This is a genomic window from Pseudomonas sp. BB438 (genome assembly GCF_057180225.1).
In genome coordinates this window covers 3,642,819-3,667,004 of the sequence record NZ_CM170001.1, presented here as the reverse complement: position 1 = coordinate 3,667,004, position 24,186 = coordinate 3,642,819, and the positions used below count along the sequence as shown (strand labels likewise).

Sequence of the window (24,186 nt, the reverse complement as noted above, 5' to 3'; positions counted from 1 at the left end):
CTACGCCTTGAAGGTCAGCCAGGGGCGCATGCGCACGAGGGGCTGGATGAGTCCCGCCTCTTCCTGGGCTTCGATGACCGGTCCGACCGGCTTGTACGCGCTGGGCGCTTCCTCGATCCGGCGTTCTTCGCGCAGCGTCACGCAGTGCCACGGCAGATTGCTCTCGCCCGCGCTCCGGAGGGCGCGGACAGCCTGGCGTCGAATGCTGCGACCAGCGCCGTGGCTGCAGGACCACAGCCAGTCGGGGTGGCCCAGGCCACTGGCGAGGTACGAGTGGTCGCCCATCGACCCCGGGATCAGTAGCAGGTCGCCGGCACGGGCCGGCGTGGCCCCCTTGCGGTGAACGTTGAGACCCTGCTCCTGCAGGACGACGTTGTGCGGTACGTCGACGATCAGAGCGCTATCGTCGGCCTGGAAGGTCTCGCGCAGCACCTTGCGGACCAGTTCTGCCAGCACCACGCGATTCAGCCAGGCGTAGCGCGCCGCCACTCCCATGGCCTGCAGGTACTCGCCCGCCAGGTCTCCCGTCAGCGCGTACAGCCCGGAAGCCGGATGGCGCAGCCCTTTGGGCCAGGCATTGCGCGCCTTGTCCATCCAGCGCTGGCCTACATGGAACCCGACATCGCGGGAGCCGCTGTGGATCATGATGACCAGCTCGTCCGACTTCAGCCCGAGGGCATAGGCCTGCTGGCGATCGAGTATCCGGTCGACCCACTGCAGTTCGACGAAATGGTTGCCGGACCCGGTGGTGCCCAGGCCCGGATCTCGAATCAACGTCCGCCGCCGGTCGCGCAAGGCGTCCGGTGCGTAGTGGAGCTGGCCACCGAACTCGTCGAGCCCGATGCAGGGTTCCAGCTCCCGAAAGAGGCGAGGGCGGTCGACTTGCGCCCAGAGGCCGTCGCCAGTGAGTCGATCCAGGCAATGGCCGGGGCCTTCGGCGAAGAGTGCCTCGAATGCCTGCACGTGCATCGGTACGTCACGGCCGTTGCGCAACAGCGCATGGGTGAGCCGATCCACCAGTTGCTGCCGGCTGGACTCGGCTTGCCCGAGGCTGATGCCGGTTCGCAACAGGCGCATGCCGCAGTTGATGTCCGTGCCGATTGCCGCCGGAATCACGAAGTCTTCGGTGCTGGCGACGATCGATCCCACCGGGGCGATGCTGCCGGGATGGAAGTCGGGTGTTGCGCAGGCCCTGCAGACATGCCCGTCCGCGCCCGGGGAGTGTACCGAGGCGAAATCCAGCAGTTGGCGCACGGCCTTTTCCTCCAGCGGGAAGCTGGCGGGCAGGAGCACACGTGCGGAGGTTCCGTCTGCGGAGCGAGTGAGGGTAATGATGTCCTGCTGACGGTCGACGTGAATGCCGCTACGCAGGAAGGCTTTCTGAAGCCGGGAGATTGTGTTCATGTCGGTGCTGCTTGAGTAGACGAATGCAGGCCGCCCGGAAATTCGGGGGCTGTACGTCTTTCCGCTCAGCAGCACAGGCGGGAAGGGAGGCGAAATCTAAGGCGACGCCGTCGTGCTGTCAACCGACAGCGTTCGGCCGGAAAAGAAAAACCCCGCCGAAGCGGGGTTTTTTATTGCCTGTCGACCTTAGCCGGCGATGGCTACCAGGCCGCTGTGCTGGAGCAGGTCCAGCAGCGGTTGCGGGTAGACGCCGAGGAAGAAGGCGAGCAGGGCGATGGCCACCAGCATGATGCCACCCGCGCGCTGGGCCCAGTCTAGGGGAGCGTCGTGGCGCTTCATGTTCGGCTCGACCAGGAACATGGTCACCATGACACGCAGGTAGTAGAACAGGCCGATGGCACTGCCCAGTACCAGGGCACCGACCAGCCACCAGTGCTGGGACTCGACACCGGTGACCACGATGTAGAACTTGCCGATGAAGCCGGCGGTCAGCGGGATGCCGGCCAGAGACAGCATCATCACGGTCATCACGGCAGTCAGCACCGGGCGGCGCCAGAACAGGCCGCGGTACTCGAACAGCGCGTCGGCGTCGCGGCCGCTGTACGGGGTGGACATCAGGGTGACCACGCCGAAGGCGCCCAGGGTGGTGACGACGTAGGTGGTCAGGTACACGCCGACCGCTTCCACGGCCATGCCCTTGCTCGCGACCAGGGCGATCAGCAGGTAGCCGAAGTGGGCGATGGACGAGTAGCCGAGCAGGCGCTTGATGTTGCTCTGGGTCAGCGCCAGCAGGTTGCCGATCAGGATCGAGGCGATGGCGATGACCGCGATGGCGTCATGCAGCAGGCCATTGTTCAGGGCTGCCGGAGCGATCTGGAACAGGCGCAGCAGCACGGCGAACACGGCAACCTTGGCGGTGGTGGCCAGGAAGGTGGCAACCGGGGCCGGGGCGCCCTCGTAGACGTCCGGGGTCCACAGGTGGAACGGTGCCAGGGACAGCTTGAAGCCCAGACCGACGACCATCATGCCGACGCCGATGGACAGCAGCGGGCCGTGGCTGGTGCCTTCGGCCAGCGATGCACCGATGGCGGAGAAGCTCAGGCTGCCGGATTCGGCGTAGAGCAGGGCCATGCCGAACAACAGGAAGGCCGACCCGGCGGCGGACAGGACGGTGTACTTGATGCCCGCTTCCAGGGTGCGCTTGTTGAAGAAGGCGTAGGCCACCATGCCGTAGACCGGCACCGACAGCAGTTCCAGGCCGATGAACAGGCCGGCCAGGTTCTGCGCGCTGACCAACACCAGGCCGCCTGCGGTGGACAGCAGAAGCAGCAGGTACAGTTCCTCGCGGTTGCCCGGGAAGCTTTCCATGTAGGCGTGGGCGAGGGTAGTGCAGGCCAGGGCGCCGATCAGGATCAGGGCCATGTAGAAGCAGGCGAAGTTGTCGACCACCATGAGCGGGGTGACTTCGATCGGGGTGACGTTCAGCACCGGGATGATCGACAGCAGGGCCAGGTTCAGACCGATCACCGACAGGGTGGCGGCCATCGAGTGGTTACGCTTCCAGGCTACCGCGAGCATCACCACCACCAGGGTGGCGCTGGTGATGAGCAGTGGCAGGAGCGCGATGAAGTGTTGAATCGTGAAGGTCATTTCGCGCTTACCGTGCTGCCAGAGTGGAGAGGGCGGCACCCAGCCATTGCTGGACGCCGTGCATGGTTGCCGCGGAGGTGTCGAGGACCGGCTGCGGGTAGACGCCGAGCACGATCAGCAGCACCGCCAGGCCGAGCACCATGATCAGCTCGCGGGCGTTCAGGCCGGCGATGGCGGTGTCGGATTTGGCCGGGCCGAAGTACGCGCGGTGGATCATGATCAGCGAGTAGACCGAACCGAACACCAGGCCGAAGGTGGCGATCACGGTGATCACCGGGACGACCTTGAAGCTGCCCAGGAGGATCAGGAATTCGCCGACGAAGTTACCGGTGCCCGGCAGACCCAGCGATGCGGTGGCGAAGAACAGGGCCACGGCTGGCAGGTACGGAATGCGCGACCACAGGCCGCCCATCTTGCGCATGTCACGTGTGTGCAGGCGCTCGTACAGCTGACCGCACAGGATGAACAGTGCGGCGGCGGAGAGGCCGTGTGCGATCATCTGCACCACTACACCCTGCAGCGCCTGAGGGCTGCCGGAGTAGATGCCGATCATCACGAAGCCCATGTGCGACACGGAGGAGTAAGCCACCAGGCGCTTGATGTCGGTCTGGGCGAACGACAGGAAGGCGCCATAGAAGATGCCGATCAGGCCGAGGGTCATGGCGATCGGGGCGAACTCGGCCGACGCGTTGGGGAACAGCGGCAGTGCGAAGCGGATCAGGCCGTAGGCGGCGGTCTTCAGCAGGATGCCGGCCAGGTCCACGGAACCGGCGGTCGGCGCCTGGGCGTGGGCGTCCGGCAGCCAGGAGTGTACTGGTACGACCGGCATCTTCACCGCGAAGGCGACGAAGAAGCCGAGCATCAGCAGCCATTCGGTGTGCGGCGGCAGCTGGGTCTTCAGCAGGTCGGCGTAGTTGAAGGTCAGCACGCCGGTGCTGTTGTAGTGTACGAATACCAGGCCGAGGATCGCCACCAGCATCACCAGGCCGCTGGCCTGGGTGAAGATGAAGAACTTGGTGGCGGCGTAGATGCGAGTCTTCTTGCCGTCGTCCGAGCTGTGACCCCAGAGCGCGATGAGGAAGTACATCGGCACCAGCATCATTTCCCAGAAGAAGAAGAACAGGAACAGGTCGACGGCGAGGAACACGCCGATCACACCACCCAGGATCCACAGCAGGTTCAGGTGGAAGAAGCCGATGCGGCGCTGGATCTCGTTCCACGAGCAGAGGACGGACAGCACGCCGAGCAGGCCGGTCAGCGCGACCATCAGCAGGGACAGTCCGTCCATTGCCAGGTGCACGCTGATACCGAAGCGCTCGATCCAGGGTACCTGGAACTGCAGGGTCCACTGCGGCTCGCCACCCGGCGCCGGGGCCAGCTGGAAGTCACCGGTGTGCCACACCCACAGGCTCAGTGCCAGGGTGAGGACCATCGATCCCAGGGCGACCCAGCGGGGCAGGGTCTTGCTGGTGTACTCGGCGATCCAGCAAAGGAAACCGCCGATGAAGGGGATCAGGATTAGCCAGGGCAGAATCATGTCGGGCTCAATCTCTTTCGTGAATTCATTAAGCCAGCAGCAGCGCGCCGAGGAGCAGCGCGGCGCCACCCACCAGGGAAGCGGCGTACCAACGCAGGCGGCCGTTCTCGGTGAGGCTGAGGAGTTTGTTGCCACCGCGGGCGGTGAGCGGAACCAGGACCAGGGTCTTGTCGATCGGGTCCGCGCCCAGCAGGCGGCAGATCAGCAGGTAGGGTTTCACGAACAGCTTGTCGTACAGCCAGTCGAAGCCCCAGGCGTGGTACCACCAGGTGCCGAAGAAGCGACCCGGCGCACTCTGGGCGACGGCGCTGACGAAGCGGCGCTTGCCGAGGAACAGCAGGCCCGCCAGCAGGATACCGGCGATGGCGATGGCGCCCGAGGCGATTTCCAGGCTGTGCTTGGCCTCGCCACCGGCGTGACCGGCGCTTTCCGGCAGGACGCCGGCCAGCGGCGGAGTGATCAGCGCGCCAATGAAGGTGGAGAGCACGATCAGGACACCCAGCGGCAGCCAGTGGCTGATGCCATGGCCAGCATGTGCTTCGGTCTTCGCTTCGCCGTGGAAGGCGATGAAGATCAGGCGGAAGGTGTACAGCGAGGTCATGAACGCCCCGATGAGCCCTGCGATCAGCAGGTTCTGGTGACCACTGGCGAAGGCTTCCCAGAGGATCTCGTCCTTGGAGTAGAAGCCGGCAGTCAGGAAGGGCAGGGCGGACAGGGCGGCACCACCGACCACGAAGCTTGCGTAGGCCAGCGGGAGCTTCTTCCACAGGCCACCCATCTTGAAGATGTTCTGCTCGTGGTGGCAGGCGACGATCACCGCACCGGAAGCGAGGAACAGCAGGGCCTTGAAGAAGGCGTGGGTCATCAGGTGGAAGATCGCGCCACCCCAGGCGCCAACGCCCAGGGCCAGGAACATGTAGCCGATCTGGCTCATGGTCGAGTAGGCGAGGATACGCTTGATGTCGGTCTGCACCAGGGCGGCGAAGCCAGCCAGTACCAGGGTCACGGCACCGATGACGCCGACCAGCTCGAGGACGTTCGGAGCCAGCTCGAACAGGCCGTGGCAGCGGGCGATCAGGTAGACGCCCGCGGTCACCATGGTGGCGGCGTGGATCAGCGCGGAGACCGGCGTCGGGCCGGCCATCGCGTCAGCCAGCCAGGTCTGCAGCGGCAGCTGAGCGGATTTGCCGACGGCGCCGCCAAGCAGCATCAGGGTGGCCAGGTTGATCCACAGGTCGCCCTTGGCGAAGTGCTGCGGAGCCAGGACCAGCAGCTCCTGGATGTTCAGCGTGCCCAGGTGCTGGAACAGGATGAACATGCCGATGGCGAAGAACACGTCACCCACGCGGGTCACGATGAAGGCCTTGAGCGCCGCGTTACCGTTGGGTACGTGGTTGTAATAGAAACCGATCAGCAGGTAGGAGCAGAGGCCCACACCTTCCCAGCCGAAGTACATGAACAGCAGGTTATCGCCTAGCACCAGGAACAGCATGCTGGCGATGAACAGGTTGGTGTAGGCGAAGAAACGCGAGTAGCCGGTTTCACCGCGCATGTACCAGGAGGCGAACAGGTGGATCAGGAAGCCGACGCCGGTGACCACGCCGAGCATGGTGACCGACAGGCCGTCCAGGTACAGGGTGAAGTTGGTCTTGAAGTCGCCAACGCTCATCCATTGCCACAGCACCAGGCTGTAGGCGCCACCTTCGGGCGGGTTGCTGTGGAAGCTCCAGATCGCCCAGAAGGCGGAGAGGGCCGCGAGGCCCACGGAGCCGACACCCACCAGTGCCGAGAGGTTTTCCGACCACTTGCCGCGCGAGAACGAGAGCAGCAGGAAGCCGACCAGGGGGAACAGGAAAGTAAGGGGCAGCAGGTTCATCCGCGCATCTCGCTGGCAGCGTCGATATCGAGGGTATGGAAGCGGCGATACAGCTGGAGCAGGATCGCCAGGCCAATGCTGGCCTCGGCCGCAGCCAGGCTGAGCACCAGGATGAACATCACCTGGCCGTCAGGCTGGCCCCAGCGGGCGCCCCCGACCACGAAGGCCAGAGCGGCGGCGTTCATCATCACTTCCAGGCTCATCAGTACGAACAGGATGTTGCGTCGTACCATCAGGCCCACCAGGCCGAAGCAGAACAGCACACCGGCGAGCGCCAGTCCGTGTTCGAGAGGGATTGCGTTCATGGTGTTAGTCCTTCGCTTCGTGGCGGCCGAGATGGTAGGCGGCGACCAGTGCCGCCAGCAGCAGCATCGAGGCCAGTTCGACGACCAGCAGGTAGGGGCCGAACAGGCTGATGCCCACGGCCTTGGCGTCCACGGTGGTGTGGCCGATGCCAACGCCGCTCGGAGTGCGCGAGAGCATCCACAGCAACTCGACCAGTAGCACGGCAGCCAGGGCGCCGGGGCCGATCCAGACGCCGGGCTTGAGCCACTTGCGCTCCTGCTCGGCAATCGCCGGGCCAAGGTTGAGCATCATCACCACGAAGACGAACAGCACCATGATCGCGCCGGCGTAGACGATGATTTCCAGGGCGCCGGCGAACGGGGCGCCGAGGCTGAAGAAAGTCATCGAGACCGCGAGCAGCGAAATGATGAGGTAGAGCAGGGCATGCACCGGGTTGCTGTTGGTGATGACCCGGAAGGTTGCCAGCACGGCGACGCCGGCGGCGAAGTAGAAAGCGAATTCCACGCGACGTCTCCTTACGGCAGCAGGCTCTTGACGTTGATCGGTTCGGCCTCGTTCTGCGCGGCGCCTTTCGGCTTGCCGGCGATGGCCATGCCGGCAACGCGGTAGAAGTTGTAGTCCGGGTTCTTGCCGGGGCCGGAGATCAGCAGGTCTTCCTTCTCGTAGACCAGGTCCTGGCGCTTGAACTCGCCCATCTCGAAATCCGGGGTCAGCTGGATTGCGGTGGTCGGGCAGGCTTCCTCGCACAGGCCGCAGAAGATGCAGCGGGAGAAGTTGATGCGGAAGAACTCCGGGTACCAGCGACCGTCGTCGGTCTCGGCCTTCTGCAGGGAGATGCAGCCGACCGGGCAGGCCACGGCGCACAGGTTGCATGCTACGCAGCGCTCCTCGCCGTCGGGGTCGCGGGTGAGCACGATGCGGCCCCGGTAGCGCGGCGGTAGGTACACGGGCTCTTCCGGGTATTGCAGGGTGTCACGCTTGCGGAAGGCGTGACCGAAGATCATCACCAGGCTGCGCAGCTGGGTGTAGGTGCCGTGCACCACGTCGAAAATGTACTTGATCATGGTCCTACTCCTTACTGGCTGGCCAGCACGACAGCGCCGGTCACCAGCAGGTTGATCAGGGTCAGCGGGAGGCAGAACTTCCAGCTGAAGGCCATCACCTGGTCATAGCGCGGGCGTGGGATGGAGGCCCGCAGCAAAATGAACATCATGATGAAGAAGCCGGTTTTCAGGGCGAACCAGAAGAACGGGATCTGCGGCAGGATGCCGAAGGGACCGTGCCAGCCGCCGAAGAACAGGGTCGCCAGCAGCGCAGACACCAGCACGATGCCGATGTACTCGCCGACGAAGAACATGCCCCATTTCATGCCGGCATACTCGATGTGGTAACCATCGGCCAGTTCCTGCTCGGCTTCGGGCTGGTCGAACGGGTGACGGTGAGTCACGGCGACGCCGGCGACGAAGAAGGTCATGAAACCGAAGAACTGCGGGATGATGAACCACACGTGCTGGGCCTGGTAATCGACGATGTCACGCAGGCTGAACGAACCGACCTGAGCGACGATGCCCATCAGCGACAGGGCCAGGAACACCTCGTAGGAGATGGTCTGGGCCGAGGCGCGCAGGCTGCCGAGGAGAGCGAACTTGTTGTTGCTCGACCAGCCGGCAAACAGCACCGCGTACACGGTCAGGCCAGCCATGGCGAAGAAGAACAGGATGCCGATGTTCAGGTCCGCGACGCCCCAGGTCGGGGTGATCGGGATGACCGCGAAGGCCACCAGCAGCGCACCCATGGCGATCATGGGCGCGAGGGTGAAGATCATCTTGTCAGCGAACGGCGGGGTCCAGTCTTCCTTGAAGAACATCTTCAGCATGTCGGCGCCGAGCTGGAAGGCACCGAAGGGGCCGACCCGGTTCGGACCGTAACGGTCCTGCCAGAGGCCGAGCAGACGACGCTCGACCCAGCTGAGCAGCGCGCCGCAGACGACCACGGCGAGCAGGATGACGATGGCCTTGATGACCTCGATGAGGATGTCGACGATGGCGGGTGTCAGCCAGCTCATTGCGCAGCCTCCTGCAGACCTTCAGCGACAGCGCCGATGACACCGGCAGGAATGCCTTGCAGACCGATCGGCAGGGCGACCAGGCCGGCGCCGAGTTCTTCGCTCACACGCAGCGGCAGGCGCAGTTCCTGGCCCTTGACGGTCAGGCGGACGATCGCGCCTTCGTTGACGCCCAGACGGTCAGCCTCGGCCTTGGCCAGGGTGACGTAGGTCTGCGGGATGCGTTCCTGCACCGGAGCGGCTTTCGAGGAGTTCTCCTCGCTGCCGAACAGGTGATAGAAGGGCACCACCTTGAATTGGCTGGCGGCACTGTGGAACGGAGCAGGAATCTCGCTGAACCACAGGGCTTCGCCTTTGGCTTCGATCAGGCGTACGCCCGGGTCGCCGGCACGCAGGTGACCACCGACTTCGTCCTGGAACTTGTTCCAGGCCTGCGGCGAGTTCCAGCCCGGCGACCAGGCGAACGGAATCTGCTGACGCGGCTCAGTGCTGCCGGCATAACCTTCCATGGAGAAGGCGAACGCGGAGTCGATGTCCTGCGGCTGACGCGGCTCGCTGACATTGATGTTGGCGCGCATGGCGGTACGGCCGGAGTAGCGGTGCGGTTCGCGCGCCAGCTTCAGGCCCTTGATGCGGAACGCGGCGTTCGGCGCGGCTTCGCGGATGCCAGCCAGTTGCGGCTTGGCGGCGACGACGGCGTCGATCACGTGGTCCAGTTGGGTCCAGTCGACACGCTTGCCTTCGAGGGTGCTGTGCAGGGCGTGCAGCCAGCGCCAGCCTTCGCGGACCAGGTTGTCGGCGTTGTAGTAGGTCGGATCGTAGACCTGGAAGAAGCGCTGGGCGCGGCCTTCCTGGCTGACCAGGGTGCCATCGCCTTCGGCGAAGCTGGCGGCCGGCAGCAGGACGGTGGCCTTGGCGCTGGTGGCGGTCTGCTGATGATCGGCGACGACGACGATCTTCGCGGCGGCCAGGGCAGCATCGACAGCGGCAGCGTCGGCGCGGCGGTACAGGTCGTTCTCCAAGATCACCACGGCATCCGCGGCGCCAGAGGTCAGCTGCTCGAGGGCGGCTTCGACGGATTCACCACCGAAGAGGGCCAGACCCAGGCTGTTGGCTTCCGGGACGACCAGGCTCAGGGAGCCGTTCTTCTCGCGGTTCTTCAGCGCGCTGGCAATGTTGGCGGCGGCTTCGATCAGGGCGTTGCTGCCCAGCGAGGTGCCGGAGATGACCAGCGGACGCTTGGCGGCGACCAGGGCATCGGCGATGCGCTGGGCGAGGGCGGCGGCTTCGGCGTCGAGGCCGGCCACGGCCGGGGCGCTCGGATCGATGGCGTGGGCCACGGCGAAGCCCAGGCGAGCCAGGTCCTCGGTGGCGGCATGCACGCACTCGGCGGCGACGTCGTCCAGGCGGGTTTCATCGAGGCTGGCGATGAACAGCGGGTTCATCTCGTGCTGGGCGATGGTCTTCACCGCGGCGTCGAGCCACGGCTGGATCTTCATCGCGGCGGCCATGTCCTCGCCCTTGCCTTTCACCGACTGGCGCAGGGCCAGGGCGATACGGGCAGCGGTCTGGGTCAGGTCTTCGCCGAGCACGAATACGGCGTCGTGGTCTTCGATGTCACGGATGGTCGGCACCGGCAGCGGGCCGTCCTGCATCACCTTCAGCACCAGCTGCAGGCGTTGCAGTTCGTCAGCGGAGATGCCGCTGTAGAAGTTCTGCGCGCCGACCAGTTCGGCCAGGGCGTAGTTGCTTTCCAGGCTGGCGCGCGGCGAACCGATACCGATGACCTTGCGGCCTTTCAACAGGGCGGCGGTCTGATCCAGGGCGCCATCCAGCGAAAGCTTCTGCTTGCTCAGCACCAGCTGCGGCTGGCGCGGACGGTCTTCGCGGTTGACGTAGCCGTAGCCGAAACGGCCGCGGTCGCACAGGAAGTAGTGGTTCACCGAGCCGTTGTAGCGGTTCTCGATGCGGCGGATTTCACCGTAACGCTCGCCGGGGCTGATGTTGCAACCGCTGGAGCAGCCATGGCAGATGCTCGGGGCGAACTGCATGTCCCATTTGCGGTTGTAGCGCTCGGAGTGGGTCTTGTCGGTGAACACGCCGGTCGGGCAGACCTCGGTCAGGTTGCCGGAGAATTCGCTCTCCAGCACACCGTCCTCGATCCGGCCGAAGTAGACGTTGTCGTGCGCACCATAGACGCCCAGGTCGGTACCGCCGGCGTAGTCCTTGTAGTAACGGACGCAGCGGTAGCAAGCGATGCAGCGGTTCATCTCGTGGGCGATGAACGGGCCGAGCTCCTGGTTCTGGTGGGTGCGCTTGGTGAAACGGTACCGGCGCTGGTTGTGGCCGGTCATCACCGTCATGTCCTGCAGGTGGCAGTGACCGCCTTCCTCGCAGACCGGGCAGTCGTGCGGGTGGTTGGTCATCAGCCATTCGACGACGCTGGCGCGGAACTGCTTGGCCTCTTCGTCTTCGATGGAAATCCAGGTGTTGTCGGTGGCAGGAGTCATGCAGGACATGACGAGGCGACCGCGTTTGTCGTTCTCGTCGGTGTACTGCTTGACTGCACACTGGCGGCAGGCGCCGACGCTACCGAGCGCCGGGTGCCAGCAGAAGTAGGGGATGTCGAGACCGAGGGAGAGGCAGGCCTGCAACAGGTTGTCCGCTCCGTCGACTTCTAACGTCTTGCCGTCTACGTGGATCGTGGCCATGGGTCTAAGTCTTCGTTGGCCCGTTGTCAGCGGGCGTGGCTAATAGAAATCACGGTTTCATCGGGCCGGCGGCACGCCGCGGCACTGCAACGAAACAACGCCGGGCGGCTCGCGCCCGGCGATCAAAGCATCAAGCGCCGACGGTCTGCGGTGCTTGTACGGCCTGAGCCTGGCGGGAAATGCCCGCTTCGAACTCGGGACGGAAATACTTCAGTGCGCTGCCCAGCGGCTCGACGGCACCCGGTGCGTGGGCGCAGAAGGTCTTGCCTGGGCCGAGGAAGTTGACGAGCTGCTCGAGGGTTTCCAGGTCGCCCTGGGCGCCTTCGCCTTTCTCCAGTGCGCGCAGGACCTTCACGCTCCACGGCAGGCCGTCGCGACATGGCGTACACCAGCCGCACGATTCGCGGGCAAAGAACTCTTCCATGTTGCGCAGCAGGGAAACCATGTTGACGCTGTCGTCCACCGCCATGGCCAGGCCGGTTCCCATACGGGTGCCGACCTTGGCGACGCCACCGGCGTAGAACAGAGCGTCCAGGTGTTCCGGCAGGAGGAAGCCGGTACCGGCGCCACCCGGCTGCCAGGCCTTGAGCGTGTAGCCGTCGCGCATGCCGCCGGCGTAGTCCTCGAACAGCTCGCGGGCCGGAAGGCCGAAGGGCAGCTCCCAGATACCCGGGTTCTTCACCTTGCCGGAGAAGCCCATGAGCTTGGTGCCCATATCTTCGCTGCCCGGACGGGCGAGGCCCTTGTACCAGTCGACGCCGTGCTCGACGATCGCTGGCACGTTACACAGGGTCTCGACGTTGTTCACGCAGGTCGGCTTGCCCCAGACACCAACGGCAGCGGGGAAGGGCGGCTTGGAGCGCGGGTTGGCGCGACGGCCTTCCAGCGAGTTGATCAGCGCGGTCTCTTCGCCACAGATGTAGCGGCCGGCGCCGGTGTGCACGAACAGCTCGAAATCGAAGCCGCTGCCGAGGATGTTCTTGCCCAGCAGGCCGGCGGCCTTGGCTTCCTCGATGGCGCGGTTCAGGTTGCGGGCGGCGTCGACGTACTCGCCACGCAGGAAGATATAACCGCGGTAGGCCTTGAGGGCGCGCGCGGAGATCAGCATGCCTTCCACCAGCAGGTGCGGCAGCTGCTCCATGAGCATGCGGTCCTTCCAGGTATTGGGCTCCATCTCGTCCGCGTTGCACAGCAGGTAGCGGATATTGAGGGATTCGTCCTTGGGCATCAGGCCCCACTTCACGCCGGTGGGGAAGCCCGCGCCGCCGCGGCCCTTGAGGCCGGAGTCCTTGACGGTCTGGACGATGTCGTCGGTGGCCATCTGCGCCAGCGCCTTGCGCGCGGCGGCATAGCCATTCTTCGACTGGTACTCCTCCAGCCAGACCGGAGCGCCGTCGTCACGCAGGCGCCAGGTCAGCGGATGGGTTTCGGCCGCGCGCGCAGTGCGGTTGGGCGTGCCGTAGGAGGTGAGGCGACTCATGCGTAGGCCTCCAGCAGTTTGGCGACGCCGTCGGGACGCAGGTCACCGAAGGTGTCGTCGTCGATCATCATCGCCGGGGCCTTGTCGCAGTTGCCCAGGCAGCACACTGGCAGCAGGGTGAAGCGGCCGTCGGCGGTGGTCTGGCCGAGGCCGATGCCCAGCTGCTTCTGGATCTCGCCGACCACGGACTCGTGGCCGCCGATGTAGCAGACCATGCTGTCGCAGACGCGGATGATGTGGCGGCCGACCGGCTGGCGGAAGATCTGGCTATAGAAGGTAGCCACGCCTTCGACGTCGCTGTCGGGGATGCCGAGGATGTCGGCGATGGCCGGAATCGCGCCATCCGGCACCCAGCCGCGCTGCTTCTGGACGATCTTCAGGGCTTCGATGGACGCCGCGCGGGAGTCCTCGTAGTGATGCATCTCGTGCTCGATGGCCGAGCGCTCGGTTTCGCTGAGTTCGAAACGATCAGTCTGGATAAGAGTACTCATGATCAGCGGTCCACGTCGGCCATAACGAAGTCGATGCTGCCCAGATAGGCGATCAGGTCAGCGATCATGCTGCCGTTGATCACCGACGGAATCTGCTGCAGGTGCGCGAAGCTGGGCGTCCGGATGCGGGTCCGGTAGCTCATGGTGCTGCCATCGCTCGTCAGGTAGTAGCTGTTGATGCCCTTGGTCGCTTCCACCATCTGGAAGGCTTCGTTGGCCGGCATGACCGGGCCCCAGGAAACCTGCAGGAAGTGGGTGATCAGGGTTTCGATGTGCTGCAGCGTGCGCTCTTTGGGCGGCGGCGTGGTCAGCGGGTGATCGGCCTTGTACGGGCCTTCGGGCATGTTCTTCAGACACTGCTCGATGATGCGCAGGCTCTGGCGCATTTCACCCATCTTGACCATGCAGCGGTCGTAGGCGTCGCCGTTGGCCGCCAGCGGTACTTCGAACTCGAAGTTCTCATAGCCGGAGTAGGGACGGGCCTTGCGCAGGTCGAAATCACAGCCCGTGGCGCGCAGGCCGGCGCCGGTGGTGCCCCATTCCAGCGCTTCCTTGGTGTTGTACGCGGCAACGCCGATGGTACGACCACGCAGGATGCTGTTCTTCAGGGCGGCGGTTTCGTACTCGTCCAGGCGCTTGGGCATCCAGTCGAGGAATTCGCGAACCAGCTTGTCCCAGCCGCGCGGCAGGTCGTGGGCGACACCACCGATGCGGTACCAGGCCGGGTGCAGGCGGAAGCCGGTGATGGCTTCGACGACCTTGTAGGCGCGCTGGCGGTCGGTGAAGGTGAAGAACACCGGGGTCATCGCGCCCACGTCCTGGATATAGGTACCCAGGTAGAGGAGGTGGTTCAGGATGCGGAAGAACTCCGACATCATGATGCGGATGACATCGACGCGTTGCGGCACCTTGATGCCGGCGAGCTTCTCGACCGAGAGCACGTACGGCAGGTTGTTCATCACGCCGCCGAGGTAGTCGATACGGTCGGTGTAGGGGATGAAGCTGTGCCAGGACTGGCGCTCGGCCATCTTCTCGGCGCCACGGTGGTGGTAGCCGATCTCCGGAACGCAGTCGAGGATCTCTTCGCCGTCCAGCTGGAGGATGATGCGGAACGCGCCGTGTGCGGACGGGTGGTTCGGGCCGAGGTTGAGGAACATGAAGTCCTCGTTCTCACCATGGCGCTTCATGCCCCAATCTTCGGGCTTGAAGCGCAGGGCTTCCTGCTCGAGGTCCTGCTTGGCGGCGGACAGCGCGTACGGGTCGAACTCGGTGGCGCGCGCCGGATAGTCCTTGCGCAGCGGGTGACCTTCCCAGGTCGGCGGCATCAGCATGCGGGTCAGGTGCGGGTGACCATTGAAGGTGATCCCGTACATGTCCCAGACCTCGCGCTCGTACCAGTTGGCGTTCGGCCAGATACGGGTGGCGGTGGGCAGGTTGAGGTCGCCTTCGGACAAGGCAACCTTGATCATCACGTCACTGTTACGCTCGAGCGACATCAGGTGGTAGAACACGCTGAAGTCGGCGCCCGGCAGGCCGCGACGGTGGGTGCGCAGTCGCTCATCGACACCGTGCAGGTCATAGAGCATGACGTACGGCTTGGGCACATTGCGCAGGAAGGTAAGGACGTCGATCAGGCGCTCACGGGCAACCCAGAGCACCGGCATGCCGGTGCGGGTGGCCTGGACGGTGAAGGTCTCGGCGCCAAAGCGGGAATTCAGTTCGACGACGATGTCTTGGTCGTCTGCCTTGTAAGGCGGGATGTACAGAGCGGAGTCTGCATTCATAGTCTTTAAGTCACTCGGTCAACGGTGGAGTGAAAACGGGCCTCTCGTGGAGGGCCGGATCACACTTCGTCGGGGCTGCGCAGGTTGGTGACCGCAATGCGCTGTTCGCGCTTGAGATCCTTCTGGGCAGGCATGTCGGCACGATAGATGCCTTGATCGCCTACAACCCAGGACAACGGACGACGCTCCTGGCCGATGGATTCCTGCAGCAGCATCAGGCCTTGCAGGAACGCCTCCGGACGGGGCGGGCAGCCGGGGATGTACACGTCCACGGGGAGGAATTTGTCGACCCCCTGAACGACCGAGTAGATGTCGTACATGCCGCCAGAGTTGGCGCACGACCCCATCGAGATCACCCACTTGGGTTCCAGCATCTGCTCGTACAGGCGCTGGATGACCGGGGCCATCTTGATGAAGCAGGTGCCGGCGATGACCATGAAGTCAGCCTGGCGTGGCGATGCACGGATCACTTCGGCGCCGAAACGGGCGATGTCGTGCGGCGCGGTGAACGCCGTGGTCATCTCCACGTAGCAGCAGGACAAACCGAAGTTGTAGGGCCACAGGGAGTTCTTGCGACCCCAGTTAACCGCACCGTTGAGAACATCCTCGAGCTTGCCCATGAAGATGTTCTTGTGGACCTGCCCTTCGATGAGCGGGTCTTCTACCGTTTCGCGTTCGCCGATCGGGTATTGATCATTGGGCGCATCCGGATCGATCCGGGTAAGTTTGTATTGCATCGCCAAAGCCTCATTGTTTTAGCTTCGCCTGCCGTGCGCGACGTGCCGCCGGCGCCCAATCGAGCGCGCCGATACGCCACAGGTAGACAAGACCTGCCAACAGAATTGCTATGAAAATGGTTGCCTCGATCAGACCGGCCCAACCGCTTTCACGGACGGACACGGACCAGGCGAAGAGGAAGAGGGCTTCGACGTCGAAGATCACGAAGAGCATCGCGACCAGATAGAATTTTGCCGACAGACGCAGGCGTGCGCTGCCGGTAGGAACGATCCCGGATTCGAAGGGTTCGTTCTTGCTGCGACCAAATGCCTTACTGCCAAGCAGGCTGGAAACCCCTAGCATGAAGGCGAGCAGCCCCAGCACTCCTAAAAGGAAGGCGGCGAGTCCCCAGTGTTGAGCTGCAAGTTCAGCTGGATTGGGCATGCCGATACTCCTTCCTACAAAAAACGATTGTCTTGGGTTTCGGGCGCAACGCCCGACTACTGCGAACCCGACAACTCAAGGATAGTGAGCTAAGGGTTCAGGTCATCTTTCCAATTTTATGCCCAAAGCCTTCAGCAAGTAAATTTTTCCAACACAAACAGATGCTTCTATTTCGGGCAAAAGGCTTTTGCATTTCCCGTAGCGCCCTGTTTGCGGGGCTCTGGACGCCTAGTGTGACGGCACTTGGGCTTTGGTCGAATAGTACTTTCGAGGTAATTATCGGCAGTAAATAGGCAACCAACAAATGATAAGTATTATCATTTGCAGTGTCGTATATCCGTAACTTTACTACATATACGCGGCGCGGCTTTTATCTCGCAAAATAGTGACGGCGAAATATCCCTTCGCAATCTCCTTGGTCGCCTCTCCAGTGGAGTGGTTCAGTTTCTCTTCGCGACCCATGCCCAGCACATTTCGCAGCGCATTGGCTCGGCTCCGGAGTCATCCAGCAGGGTCACGTGCACCACAGTCTCGCCGCGCTCGAGTTCCAGCATGGCGCGCCGTTGCTCGGGCTGCAGGGTGGCGATGGCGCGCAGGCCGCCGCTGGCCCTGCGCAGATAGTCCACCTTGAGGCTCTTGATCAGCGGCAGCTTGTGGTCGGGCAGGTTCATGCCGACCATGCAGCCGCTGGCAGACTCTGCCAGCAGGGCCATTGCGGCAGCGTGGATGCCGCCGATGTGATTGCGGGCGCGTCGGTGGTTGGCCAGGCTCATGCGCACTTCATCGCTGGAGAGTCGCTGTATGCGCACACCGGCGGTTCCAGCGAAGCGAACCTGGGAGCAGAACAGACGGCTGAGCAGGGGTTCGTGCAGGTGGTGTGGCAGGCGCTGGATAAGGTGGGCGGCGAGGGCGAGGCGGTTGCGCTTGGGATGGCCATTCATATGGGGCATTCCATTGATATAAAGGAAGCCCGAAGCTGGCATGTCGATATGTATCTGCCCTTGGCAGGCAGCGAGGGGATGGCTGGCGGTTCGGCCAAGCGTAAAAGCAAAACCCCGGCCGAGGCCGGGGTTTTGTGGTGCCTCCCAGCCCCGAAGGGCTGGTGAGCCAGTTCTTAGTGGAACTGGTTCATGGTGTTGTCTTTACCCGAGGCTTTCAGAGCGGCTTCGCCAGCGAAGTACTCTTTGTGGTTGTCGCCGATGTCCGAGCCAGCCATGTTCTGGTGCTTGACGCAGGCGATACCCTGACGCAGTTCCTGACGCTGAACACCTTTCACGTAGGCCAGCATGCCCTGGTCGGCGAAGTAGCCCTTGGCCAGGTTGTCGGTCGACAGAGCGGCAGTGTGGTAGGTCGGCAGGGTGATCAGGTGGTGGAAGATGCCGGCGTGGGCGGAACCGTCGCGCTGGAAGGTGCGGATCTTCTCGTCGGCAACCTGGGCCAGTTCGGTCTCGTCGTACTCGACGCTCATCAGCTTGGCGCGGTCGTAGGCGGAAACGTCCTTGCCTTCGGCGACGAATGCATCGAACACCTGCTGGCGGAAGTTCAGGGTCCAGTTGAACGACGGGCTGTTGTTGTAAACCAGCTTGGCGTTGGGGATGACCTGACGGATGCGGTCAACCATGCCCTTGATCTGGCCAACGTGCGGCTTCTCGGTTTCGATCCACAGCAGGTCGGCGCCGTTCTGCAGCGAGGTGATGCAGTCCAGGACGCAGCGGTCTTCGCCGGTGCCCTTGCGGAACTGGAACAGGTTGGAAGCCAGACGCTTGGGGCGCAGCAGCTTGCCGCCGCGGTTGATCACCACGTCGCCGTTCTGCAGTTCAGCAGCGGATACTTCTTCGCAATCCAGGAAGGAGTTGTACTGGTCGCCCAGGTCGCCCGGCTCTTTGGTCACAGCGATCTGCTTGGTCAGGCCGGCGCCCAGGGAGTCGGTACGGGCGACGATCACGCCGTCGTCGACACCCAGTTCAAGGAACGCGTAGCGAACGGCGTTGATCTTGGCGAGGAAGTCTTCGTGCGGGACGGTCACTTTGCCGTCCTGGTGGCCGCACTGCTTCTCATCGGAAACCTGGTTCTCGATCTGGATGCAGCAGGCGCCGGCTTCGATCATTTTCTTGGCCAGCAGGTAGGTCGCTTCCGGGTTGCCGAAGCCGGCGTCGATGTCGGCGATGATCGGTACTACGTGGGTTTCGTAGCCGTCGATCTGGGCCTGGATTTCGTCCTGCTTGGCTTTGTCGCCAGCGGCGCGAGCGCTGTCCAGGGCGGTGAAGAGCAGGTCCAGTTCGCGGGCGTCAGCCTGGCGCAGGAAGGTGTACAGCTCTTCGATCAGGCCGGAAACGGCAGTTTTTTCGTGCATGGATTGGTCGGGCAGCGGGCCGAAGTCGGAACGCAGAGCGGCAACCATCCAGCCGGACAGGTAGAGGTAGCGCTTGTTGGTGGTCTTCAGGTGCTTCTTGATCGAGATCAGCTTCTGCTGGCCGATGAAGCCGTGCCAGCAGCCCAGGGACTGGGTGTAGACGGAGTTGTCGGCGTCATACTCGGCCATGTCCTTGCGCATGATGGCCGCAGTGTACTTGGCGATGTCGAGACCAGTCTTGAAGCGGTTCTGAGCGCGCATGCGGGCAACCGATTCGGGGTTGATAGCGCTCCAGCTGTTGCCGGCTTTCTCTTTCAGAGCGGCAACGGCTTTGATGTCGTTTTGATAAGCGGACATGGTCAATCCTTCAAAGTATGTGTGTGGTTGAGCACCGACTTCCCCACTCAAACCCGTAAATACACGGAATTGACTGTGGATTGCTCGCCGCGGGATGGCGAAAGTGCGACCGGATGAAGGAGTGACGCTGAAGGAGTGGGGTAGAGCGGCGTACAGACGGGTGACTGCAGCGGTGACATCCAGAATCGCTTGCCGGCTCGTGGCAGCCGTTGGGCGATGGTGGACGGCTGAATCCGTCACTTCGTGCTGTTGCTAAGGCTTGCTTCCCCGTCCCTCAGGACAACCTCTTGCCAGTCGCAACCTCGTCGATCCGCCTTGTGGGCTTAACAACACGGACCGGCGCGGCGGGTGGGCCACTGGCTCGGTCCGGAGGGCTTTGAGACCCTCTGGTTAGCGGGAGCGAAGCCATCATGCCCTTTCAAACGAGCGTTCGTCAAACGTTTTGTAGTGTTTTTTTTGGACTACTACACGAAGGTCTAACGAGGACTGATAAGTCACCTACGGAAGGCTTAGTCGAGCACGTCGACCTTCACCCGCAGGCTGCTGTCGCTGCGGCCCTGGGTGCTGTATTGGCGGGTGTAACCGCTCTGGGTGCTCTGGTTGCTCTGGCTGACGCCGCCAATCTCGATCCATTGGCCGATGGGTCCGCTGACGCTGGTATCCGCCGAGCTGGTGTTCATCGAACCCTGGTAGTTGTTGTTGAAGCGGTCATTGCGGGTGCTCAGGGTGATGTGCACGAGGTTGCCGGTAAGGCTGGCGGTCACGTACATGCCCTGGTTGGCGTCGCGGTACTCGGTCTGGCTGTAGACCTGGCCGTACGGGCCGACGCCGGCGTTGGTCACCGGCTGGCTCTGGCCGACCTGGATGAAGGCGGGCGAGCCCTCGGTGGCGCGTACCTGCTGGGTGCCGCCGCCGCGGCTGTTGGTGGAGCGGTTGATGATGCGCACCTGGTCGCGGCCGTTCACTTCGCCGCGGCCTGCCTGGATCTCCACATTGCCGGCGCTGACCGAGCCGTTCACCGAGTAGCCGCTCTGGCTGCCCTGGCTGCCATCAAGCGTATCGACGCTGATCAGTAGTTGGTGCGGGCGGGTATCCAACTGCTCGATCACCTGCTGCAGTTCGCGGATCTTCGCCAGTTCGGCGTTCACCACGAGCTGGTTCCCATAGGCGGTGACCCGGCCCTCGTTGCCCAGTACCTGCTGCGCCACCGGCAATACATCCTCGGCGGTGCGGTAGTTGAGCGGAATGATCTCGGTGCGCGGTGCCGCGACGGCGGACACGCTGATTGCGCAGGCGAATATCAGGGCGAGTGAGGATCGGCTCAAATCAGGAAACTCCGCAGGTTCGGGTCGAGGACGCTGGTGTTCCAGGTCTGTTCAAATTGCGCCATCAACTGGCGGACGCGCCCTGCGTTGTTGTAGTGCGCATAACCGGCGTATTCGCCGGGCTCTGGGCGCAGCAGCAGGCCGTAATCGTCGGCAAGGAGGAAAGCGTGCTCTTCGTTCGGGTAGTCAGGGTTGATCCGGCGGATCTGGCAGTAGCTGGACAGACGACGGCTGAGGTTGAGCAGGCGATGGCCTTCCTTCACTGCGCGGGTGCTGTCGCGCACCAGAATCATCAGGCGGTTGCGCGGATTGCCCAGCAGCAGCTGGGTGCAGGCGTCCTGAATGCTGCTGTGGTGATACAGCCAGGGTTCCAGGTCGGGGGAGTAGAGGTAGAGCGTGCGGCGTGCCTGCTGGATCAGCGCCAGCGCATGGGCGCGGGCGTCGTCCGGCTTGCTGAAGCGATGCAACTGATCGCCCTCGCCGAGGCGGAAGGGGGCTGGCTCCAGGGCTTCGGGCGGCAGGGCTTCGCTGGGCGGGTTGTGGACGGCAAAACGCCCCGGTGACTGAAACTCGATATCCGGCAGTTCTACCGGGAGATCTTCTGGGTCCGGGGCGTTATCCATGTCGCTCCTTCGAGTCGTTGCTCAGGCGCTTTCGCGCACCATGTCCACGTGGGGGAGGCCGGCGTCGAGAAACTCGCCGCTGGCTACCTGGAAGCCTAGTCGTTCGTAGAACGGAATGGCGTAGACCTGGGCCGTCAGCAGTTGGCGTTTCAGGCCCTGGCTCTCAGCCTGCTCGATGGCGGCGCGCATCAGCAGGTCGCCGACTTTCAAGCCGCGCCAGTCCTTGAGGACCGACACTCGGCCGATGTGTCCGTCCGGCAGGAGGCGGGCGGTGCCGATAGCGTAGTCGCCTTCGAAAGCCAGGAAGTGCACGGCTTCGACATCCTCGGCGTCCCATTCGAGTTCCGGCGGGACCGATTGCTCGGCGATGAATACCGCCTCGCGAATGCGCCGCAGGTCGGCATTATCCTTCTGCCAGTCCGCGACGCGAACCCTGATCTTGCTACTCATCGGCAAACTCCAGACTGCCCTGTTTGATCAGTTCTCCGATGAGCTTACGCCCATCGTCGTCGGCCAGCCATTGGCCGAGATTCCCTTCGTGCAGCGACTCCGCCGAGCACACCAGCTTGAGCAGGTCGCGCAGTTTTTCCGGCAGAACCACGGTCTGACCGCTGGCGAACAGCAGCAGACCGACATCCACTTCACTCCACGCCATGCGGGCGCTGGGGTTGCGGATCAGTACTTCGCCGTCTTCGATGGCGGCGGTCAGGTCGTCTTCTTCGATCTCCTCGCCAGCCACCAGTTCCGGGTAGCGCGGCTCGGTCATGAACTGGCCGAACCAGGTGAGCAGCAGGCGTTCGTCGCTCATGTGCTCCTGCAGCAGGTTCTTCAGGCGATCGAGGGCGTCGCGCTGGATCTGGTGCTGGTCGAAGTCGCCTTTCATCGCGGTCATGCCGGCGTCGCTGTAGCGCTCCTCGTCGGAGAGGAACTGCGCAAGGAAGTCTGTGAAGTGGGTCAGCACTTCAGCGGCGCTGGGCGCGCGGAAGCCGACCGAGTAGGTCATGCAGTCGTCTTCGGCGATGCCGTAGTGGGCCACGCGCGGCGGCAGGTAGAGCATGTCGCCGGGCTCCAGCACCCAGTCGGCGCTCTCTTCGAATTCGGCGAGGATACGCAGGTCGGCGTGCGGCAGCATCGGGCTGTTGGCGTCGCAGGTCTGGCCGACTTTCCAGCGGCGGTGCCCGTGGCCCTGCAGCAGGAATACGTCGTAGTTGTCGAAGTGCGGGCCGACGCCGCCGCCAGGCGCTGCGTAGCTGATCATTACGTCGTCGATGCGCCAGCTGGGCAGGAACTTGAAGTGTTCCAGCAGATCGGCGACTTCCGGGATGAACTGGTCGACGGCCTGCACCAGCAGTGTCCAGTCGCGCTCGGGCATCTGGCTGAAGGTGTCTTCCTGGAAGGGGCCGCGGCGCAACTCCCACGGGCTGTCGCCGTGCTCGAGGACGATGCGCGACTCGATCATCTCTTCGAGGGCGAGGCCGGCCAGTTCGTCAGGGTCCAGCGGGCTTTTGAAGTCGGGGATGGCCTGGCGCACCAGCAGGGGCTTTTTCTGCCAGTAATCGCGGAGGAATTCTTCGGCACTGATGCCGCCCAAAAGCTGAAGAGGAATAGCAGGATTCATGGTTAAGTCCTTGAAACAAAAACGCCCGGCACAGCCGGGCGTGCAAAGTCAGGGCGAATCTCAGATGCGCTTGGCCTGGGCGGCAGCGTTACCGATGTAGTTCGCGGGGGTCAGTTTCTTCAGCTCGGCCTTGGCTTCCGCCGGCATGTCGAGGCCTTCGATGAACACCTGCAGGGCATCGGCGCTGATGCCTTTGCCGCGGGTCAGCTCCTTGAGCTTCTCGTAGGGGTTCTCGATGCCGTAGCGGCGCATGACGGTCTGTACCGGCTCGGCCAGGACTTCCCAGCAGGCGTCGAGGTCGTCGGCGATGCGCGCGGCGTTCAGCTCCAGTTTGCCGATGCCTTTCAGGCTGGCTTCGTAGGCGATGACGCTGTGAGCGAAGCCCACGCCCAGGTTGCGCAGCACGGTGGAGTCGGTCAGGTCGCGCTGCCAGCGGGAGATCGGCAGTTTGCTGGCCAGGTGCTGGAGCAGGGCGTTGGCGATACCCAGGTTGCCTTCGGAGTTCTCGAAGTCGATCGGGTTGACCTTGTGCGGCATGGTCGAGGAGCCGATCTCGCCAGCGATGGTCTTCTGCTTGAAGTAGCCCAGGGAGATGTAACCCCAGATGTCGCGGTCGAAGTCGATGAGGATGGTGTTGAAGCGCGCGACGGCGTCGAACAGCTCGGCGATGTAGTCGTGCGGCTCGATCTGGGTGGTGTACGGGTTCCAGCTCAGGCCGAGGTCGCCTTCGATGAACGCGCGGGCGTTGGCTTCCCAATCCACTTGCGGGTAGGCGGACAGGTGGGCGTTGTAGTTGCCCACGGCGCCGTTGATCTTGCCGAGCAACTCGACCGAAGCGACTTGCTTGATCTGGCGCTCCAGGCGGTAGACAACGTTGGCCAGTTCCTTGCCCAAGGTGGTCGGGGAGGCCGGCTGGCCGTGGGTGCGCGAGAGCATCGGCACGTCGGCGAACTTCACCGCGAGCTCGCGGATGGAGTCGGCGATCTGGCGCATCAGCGGCAGCAGCACGGTGTCACGGCCTTCGCGCAGCATCAGGGCGTGGGACAGGTTGTTGATGTCCTCGGACGTGCAGGCGAAGTGGATGAACTCGCTGACCTTGGCCAGTTCCGGCAGCTTGGCGGCTTGCTCCTTGAGCAGGTACTCCACGGCTTTCACGTCGTGGTTGGTGGTGCGCTCGATGTCCTTGATGCGCTGCGCGTGCTCCAGTTGGAAGTCATCGGCCAATTGGTTCAGCAGGGCGTTGGCTTCGGCGGAGAAGGGCGCGACCTCAGGAATGCCGGCGTGGGCGGCGAGACGCTGGAGCCAGCGGACCTCCACCAGGACGCGGAATCGGATCAGGCCGTATTCGCTGAAAATCGGACGCAGGGCGCTGGTCTTGCTGCCGTAACGGCCGTCAACGGGGGATACCGCGGTAAGGGAGGAAAGCTGCATGGGGCGTTCTCGTA

The 24,186-nt window shown here is 63.7% G+C and carries 21 protein-coding genes; all 21 read right to left on the bottom strand.

Going from position 1 to position 24,186, the window contains the following annotated elements; translation table 11 throughout:
• A complete protein-coding gene (locus AC1ZV1_RS16800) occupies nucleotides 1–1,404 on the bottom strand; it encodes an RtcB family protein (RefSeq protein WP_484292697.1) in 1,404 nt (467 codons plus the stop codon).
• A gap of 186 nt (nucleotides 1,405–1,590) precedes the next feature.
• Nucleotides 1,591–3,054 (bottom strand): NADH-quinone oxidoreductase subunit NuoN, encoded by a 1,464-nt coding sequence (gene nuoN, locus AC1ZV1_RS16795; RefSeq protein ID WP_484292696.1) that lies wholly within the window; start codon nucleotides 3,052–3,054, stop codon nucleotides 1,591–1,593.
• A gap of 7 nt (nucleotides 3,055–3,061) precedes the next feature.
• Nucleotides 3,062–4,591, bottom strand: a complete 1,530-nt coding sequence (gene nuoM, locus AC1ZV1_RS16790) for an NADH-quinone oxidoreductase subunit M (RefSeq protein ID WP_484292695.1) — start codon at nucleotides 4,589–4,591, stop codon at nucleotides 3,062–3,064.
• A 28-nt stretch (nucleotides 4,592–4,619) separates the two neighbouring features.
• Nucleotides 4,620–6,467 carry an NADH-quinone oxidoreductase subunit L gene (gene nuoL, locus AC1ZV1_RS16785; RefSeq protein ID WP_484292694.1) on the bottom strand — a complete coding sequence of 616 codons (1,848 nt, stop codon included), beginning with the start codon at nucleotides 6,465–6,467 and terminating at the stop codon, nucleotides 4,620–4,622.
• Entirely contained in the window at nucleotides 6,464–6,772 is a 309-nt protein-coding gene (gene nuoK / locus AC1ZV1_RS16780) for an NADH-quinone oxidoreductase subunit NuoK (protein ID WP_017517116.1), read from the bottom strand. Before nuoK ends, nuoL begins: the two co-directional genes overlap by 4 nt.
• 4 nt (nucleotides 6,773–6,776) lie before the next feature.
• Nucleotides 6,777–7,277, bottom strand: a complete 501-nt coding sequence (gene nuoJ, locus AC1ZV1_RS16775) for an NADH-quinone oxidoreductase subunit J (RefSeq protein ID WP_184588712.1) — start codon at nucleotides 7,275–7,277, stop codon at nucleotides 6,777–6,779.
• A gap of 11 nt (nucleotides 7,278–7,288) precedes the next feature.
• Nucleotides 7,289–7,837, bottom strand: a complete 549-nt coding sequence (gene nuoI, locus AC1ZV1_RS16770) for an NADH-quinone oxidoreductase subunit NuoI (RefSeq protein ID WP_015477483.1) — start codon at nucleotides 7,835–7,837, stop codon at nucleotides 7,289–7,291.
• A gap of 11 nt (nucleotides 7,838–7,848) precedes the next feature.
• Nucleotides 7,849–8,838 (bottom strand): NADH-quinone oxidoreductase subunit NuoH, encoded by a 990-nt coding sequence (nuoH, locus tag AC1ZV1_RS16765; RefSeq protein WP_484292693.1) that lies wholly within the window; start codon nucleotides 8,836–8,838, stop codon nucleotides 7,849–7,851.
• Entirely contained in the window at nucleotides 8,835–11,549 is a 2,715-nt protein-coding gene (gene nuoG / locus AC1ZV1_RS16760; RefSeq protein WP_484292692.1) for an NADH-quinone oxidoreductase subunit NuoG, read from the bottom strand. The genes nuoH and nuoG overlap by 4 nt, the downstream gene beginning before the upstream one ends.
• A gap of 130 nt (nucleotides 11,550–11,679) precedes the next feature.
• On the bottom strand, nucleotides 11,680–13,029 hold the full coding sequence (gene nuoF / locus AC1ZV1_RS16755; protein WP_484292691.1) for an NADH-quinone oxidoreductase subunit NuoF: 1,350 nt from the start codon (nucleotides 13,027–13,029) through the stop codon (nucleotides 11,680–11,682).
• The gene (gene nuoE / locus AC1ZV1_RS16750; protein WP_169887231.1) at nucleotides 13,026–13,526 is read right to left on the bottom strand and encodes an NADH-quinone oxidoreductase subunit NuoE; all 501 of its coding nucleotides are present in this window, start codon (nucleotides 13,524–13,526) and stop codon (nucleotides 13,026–13,028) included. The genes nuoF and nuoE overlap by 4 nt, the downstream gene beginning before the upstream one ends.
• Nucleotides 13,523–15,304 (bottom strand): NADH-quinone oxidoreductase subunit C/D, encoded by a 1,782-nt coding sequence (gene nuoC / locus AC1ZV1_RS16745; protein ID WP_088421493.1) that lies wholly within the window; start codon nucleotides 15,302–15,304, stop codon nucleotides 13,523–13,525. Before nuoC ends, nuoE begins: the two co-directional genes overlap by 4 nt.
• A gap of 59 nt (nucleotides 15,305–15,363) precedes the next feature.
• Nucleotides 15,364–16,041, bottom strand: coding sequence for a NuoB/complex I 20 kDa subunit family protein (locus tag AC1ZV1_RS16740; protein WP_236173263.1), 678 nt, complete (start codon nucleotides 16,039–16,041; stop codon nucleotides 15,364–15,366).
• A gap of 10 nt (nucleotides 16,042–16,051) precedes the next feature.
• Entirely contained in the window at nucleotides 16,052–16,465 is a 414-nt protein-coding gene (locus tag AC1ZV1_RS16735; protein ID WP_017517108.1) for an NADH-quinone oxidoreductase subunit A, read from the bottom strand.
• Nucleotides 16,466–16,905: 440 nt separating this feature from the next.
• Entirely contained in the window at nucleotides 16,906–17,406 is a 501-nt protein-coding gene (locus tag AC1ZV1_RS16730; protein ID WP_484292690.1) for a DUF4442 domain-containing protein, read from the bottom strand.
• A gap of 173 nt (nucleotides 17,407–17,579) precedes the next feature.
• Nucleotides 17,580–19,175: an isocitrate lyase gene (locus AC1ZV1_RS16725; protein WP_024765130.1), complete on the bottom strand. Its 1,596-nt coding sequence runs from the start codon at nucleotides 19,173–19,175 to the stop codon at nucleotides 17,580–17,582.
• A gap of 509 nt (nucleotides 19,176–19,684) precedes the next feature.
• A complete protein-coding gene (locus AC1ZV1_RS16720) occupies nucleotides 19,685–20,500 on the bottom strand; it encodes a secretin N-terminal domain-containing protein (protein WP_484292689.1) in 816 nt (271 codons plus the stop codon).
• Complete coding sequence (locus tag AC1ZV1_RS16715; RefSeq protein ID WP_484292688.1) at nucleotides 20,497–21,123, bottom strand: DUF7931 domain-containing protein; 627 nt, start codon at nucleotides 21,121–21,123, stop codon at nucleotides 20,497–20,499. Before AC1ZV1_RS16715 ends, AC1ZV1_RS16720 begins: the two co-directional genes overlap by 4 nt.
• Nucleotides 21,124–21,144: 21 nt before the next feature.
• Nucleotides 21,145–21,573 carry a GNAT family N-acetyltransferase gene (locus AC1ZV1_RS16710; protein ID WP_054909440.1) on the bottom strand — a complete coding sequence of 143 codons (429 nt, stop codon included), beginning with the start codon at nucleotides 21,571–21,573 and terminating at the stop codon, nucleotides 21,145–21,147.
• The gene (locus AC1ZV1_RS16705; RefSeq protein WP_484292687.1) at nucleotides 21,566–22,741 is read right to left on the bottom strand and encodes a ribosomal protein uL16 3-hydroxylase; all 1,176 of its coding nucleotides are present in this window, start codon (nucleotides 22,739–22,741) and stop codon (nucleotides 21,566–21,568) included. The genes AC1ZV1_RS16710 and AC1ZV1_RS16705 overlap by 8 nt, the downstream gene beginning before the upstream one ends.
• Nucleotides 22,742–22,801: 60 nt before the next feature.
• On the bottom strand, nucleotides 22,802–24,172 hold the full coding sequence (gene purB / locus AC1ZV1_RS16700; RefSeq protein ID WP_484292686.1) for an adenylosuccinate lyase: 1,371 nt from the start codon (nucleotides 24,170–24,172) through the stop codon (nucleotides 22,802–22,804).
• Nucleotides 24,173–24,186: the final 14 nt, after the last annotated feature.

What these genes read in the sequence shown, in the direction of transcription:
- nuoN (WP_484292696.1), bottom strand. Translation starts at nt 3,054, where the DNA reads ATGACCTTCACGATTCAACACTTCATCGCGCTCCTGCCACTGCTCATC.
- AC1ZV1_RS16730 (WP_484292690.1), bottom strand. Translation starts at nt 17,406, where the DNA reads ATGAATGGCCATCCCAAGCGCAACCGCCTCGCCCTCGCCGCCCACCTT.
- nuoK (WP_017517116.1), bottom strand. Translation starts at nt 6,772, where the DNA reads ATGAACGCAATCCCTCTCGAACACGGACTGGCGCTCGCCGGTGTGCTG.
- nuoG (WP_484292692.1), bottom strand. Translation starts at nt 11,549, where the DNA reads ATGGCCACGATCCACGTAGACGGCAAGACGTTAGAAGTCGACGGAGCG.
- AC1ZV1_RS16735 (WP_017517108.1), bottom strand. Translation starts at nt 16,465, where the DNA reads ATGCCCAATCCAGCTGAACTTGCAGCTCAACACTGGGGACTCGCCGCC.
- nuoC (WP_088421493.1), bottom strand. Translation starts at nt 15,304, where the DNA reads ATGAATGCAGACTCCGCTCTGTACATCCCGCCTTACAAGGCAGACGAC.
- AC1ZV1_RS16740 (WP_236173263.1), bottom strand. Translation starts at nt 16,041, where the DNA reads ATGCAATACAAACTTACCCGGATCGATCCGGATGCGCCCAATGATCAA.
- nuoI (WP_015477483.1), bottom strand. Translation starts at nt 7,837, where the DNA reads ATGATCAAGTACATTTTCGACGTGGTGCACGGCACCTACACCCAGCTG.
- AC1ZV1_RS16705 (WP_484292687.1), bottom strand. Translation starts at nt 22,741, where the DNA reads ATGAATCCTGCTATTCCTCTTCAGCTTTTGGGCGGCATCAGTGCCGAA.
- purB (WP_484292686.1), bottom strand. Translation starts at nt 24,172, where the DNA reads ATGCAGCTTTCCTCCCTTACCGCGGTATCCCCCGTTGACGGCCGTTAC.
- nuoM (WP_484292695.1), bottom strand. Translation starts at nt 4,591, where the DNA reads ATGATTCTGCCCTGGCTAATCCTGATCCCCTTCATCGGCGGTTTCCTT.
- AC1ZV1_RS16715 (WP_484292688.1), bottom strand. Translation starts at nt 21,123, where the DNA reads ATGGATAACGCCCCGGACCCAGAAGATCTCCCGGTAGAACTGCCGGAT.
- nuoL (WP_484292694.1), bottom strand. Translation starts at nt 6,467, where the DNA reads ATGAACCTGCTGCCCCTTACTTTCCTGTTCCCCCTGGTCGGCTTCCTG.
- AC1ZV1_RS16800 (WP_484292697.1), bottom strand. Translation starts at nt 1,404, where the DNA reads ATGAACACAATCTCCCGGCTTCAGAAAGCCTTCCTGCGTAGCGGCATT.
- AC1ZV1_RS16725 (WP_024765130.1), bottom strand. Translation starts at nt 19,175, where the DNA reads ATGTCCGCTTATCAAAACGACATCAAAGCCGTTGCCGCTCTGAAAGAG.
- nuoH (WP_484292693.1), bottom strand. Translation starts at nt 8,838, where the DNA reads ATGAGCTGGCTGACACCCGCCATCGTCGACATCCTCATCGAGGTCATC.
- nuoF (WP_484292691.1), bottom strand. Translation starts at nt 13,029, where the DNA reads ATGAGTCGCCTCACCTCCTACGGCACGCCCAACCGCACTGCGCGCGCG.
- AC1ZV1_RS16710 (WP_054909440.1), bottom strand. Translation starts at nt 21,573, where the DNA reads ATGAGTAGCAAGATCAGGGTTCGCGTCGCGGACTGGCAGAAGGATAAT.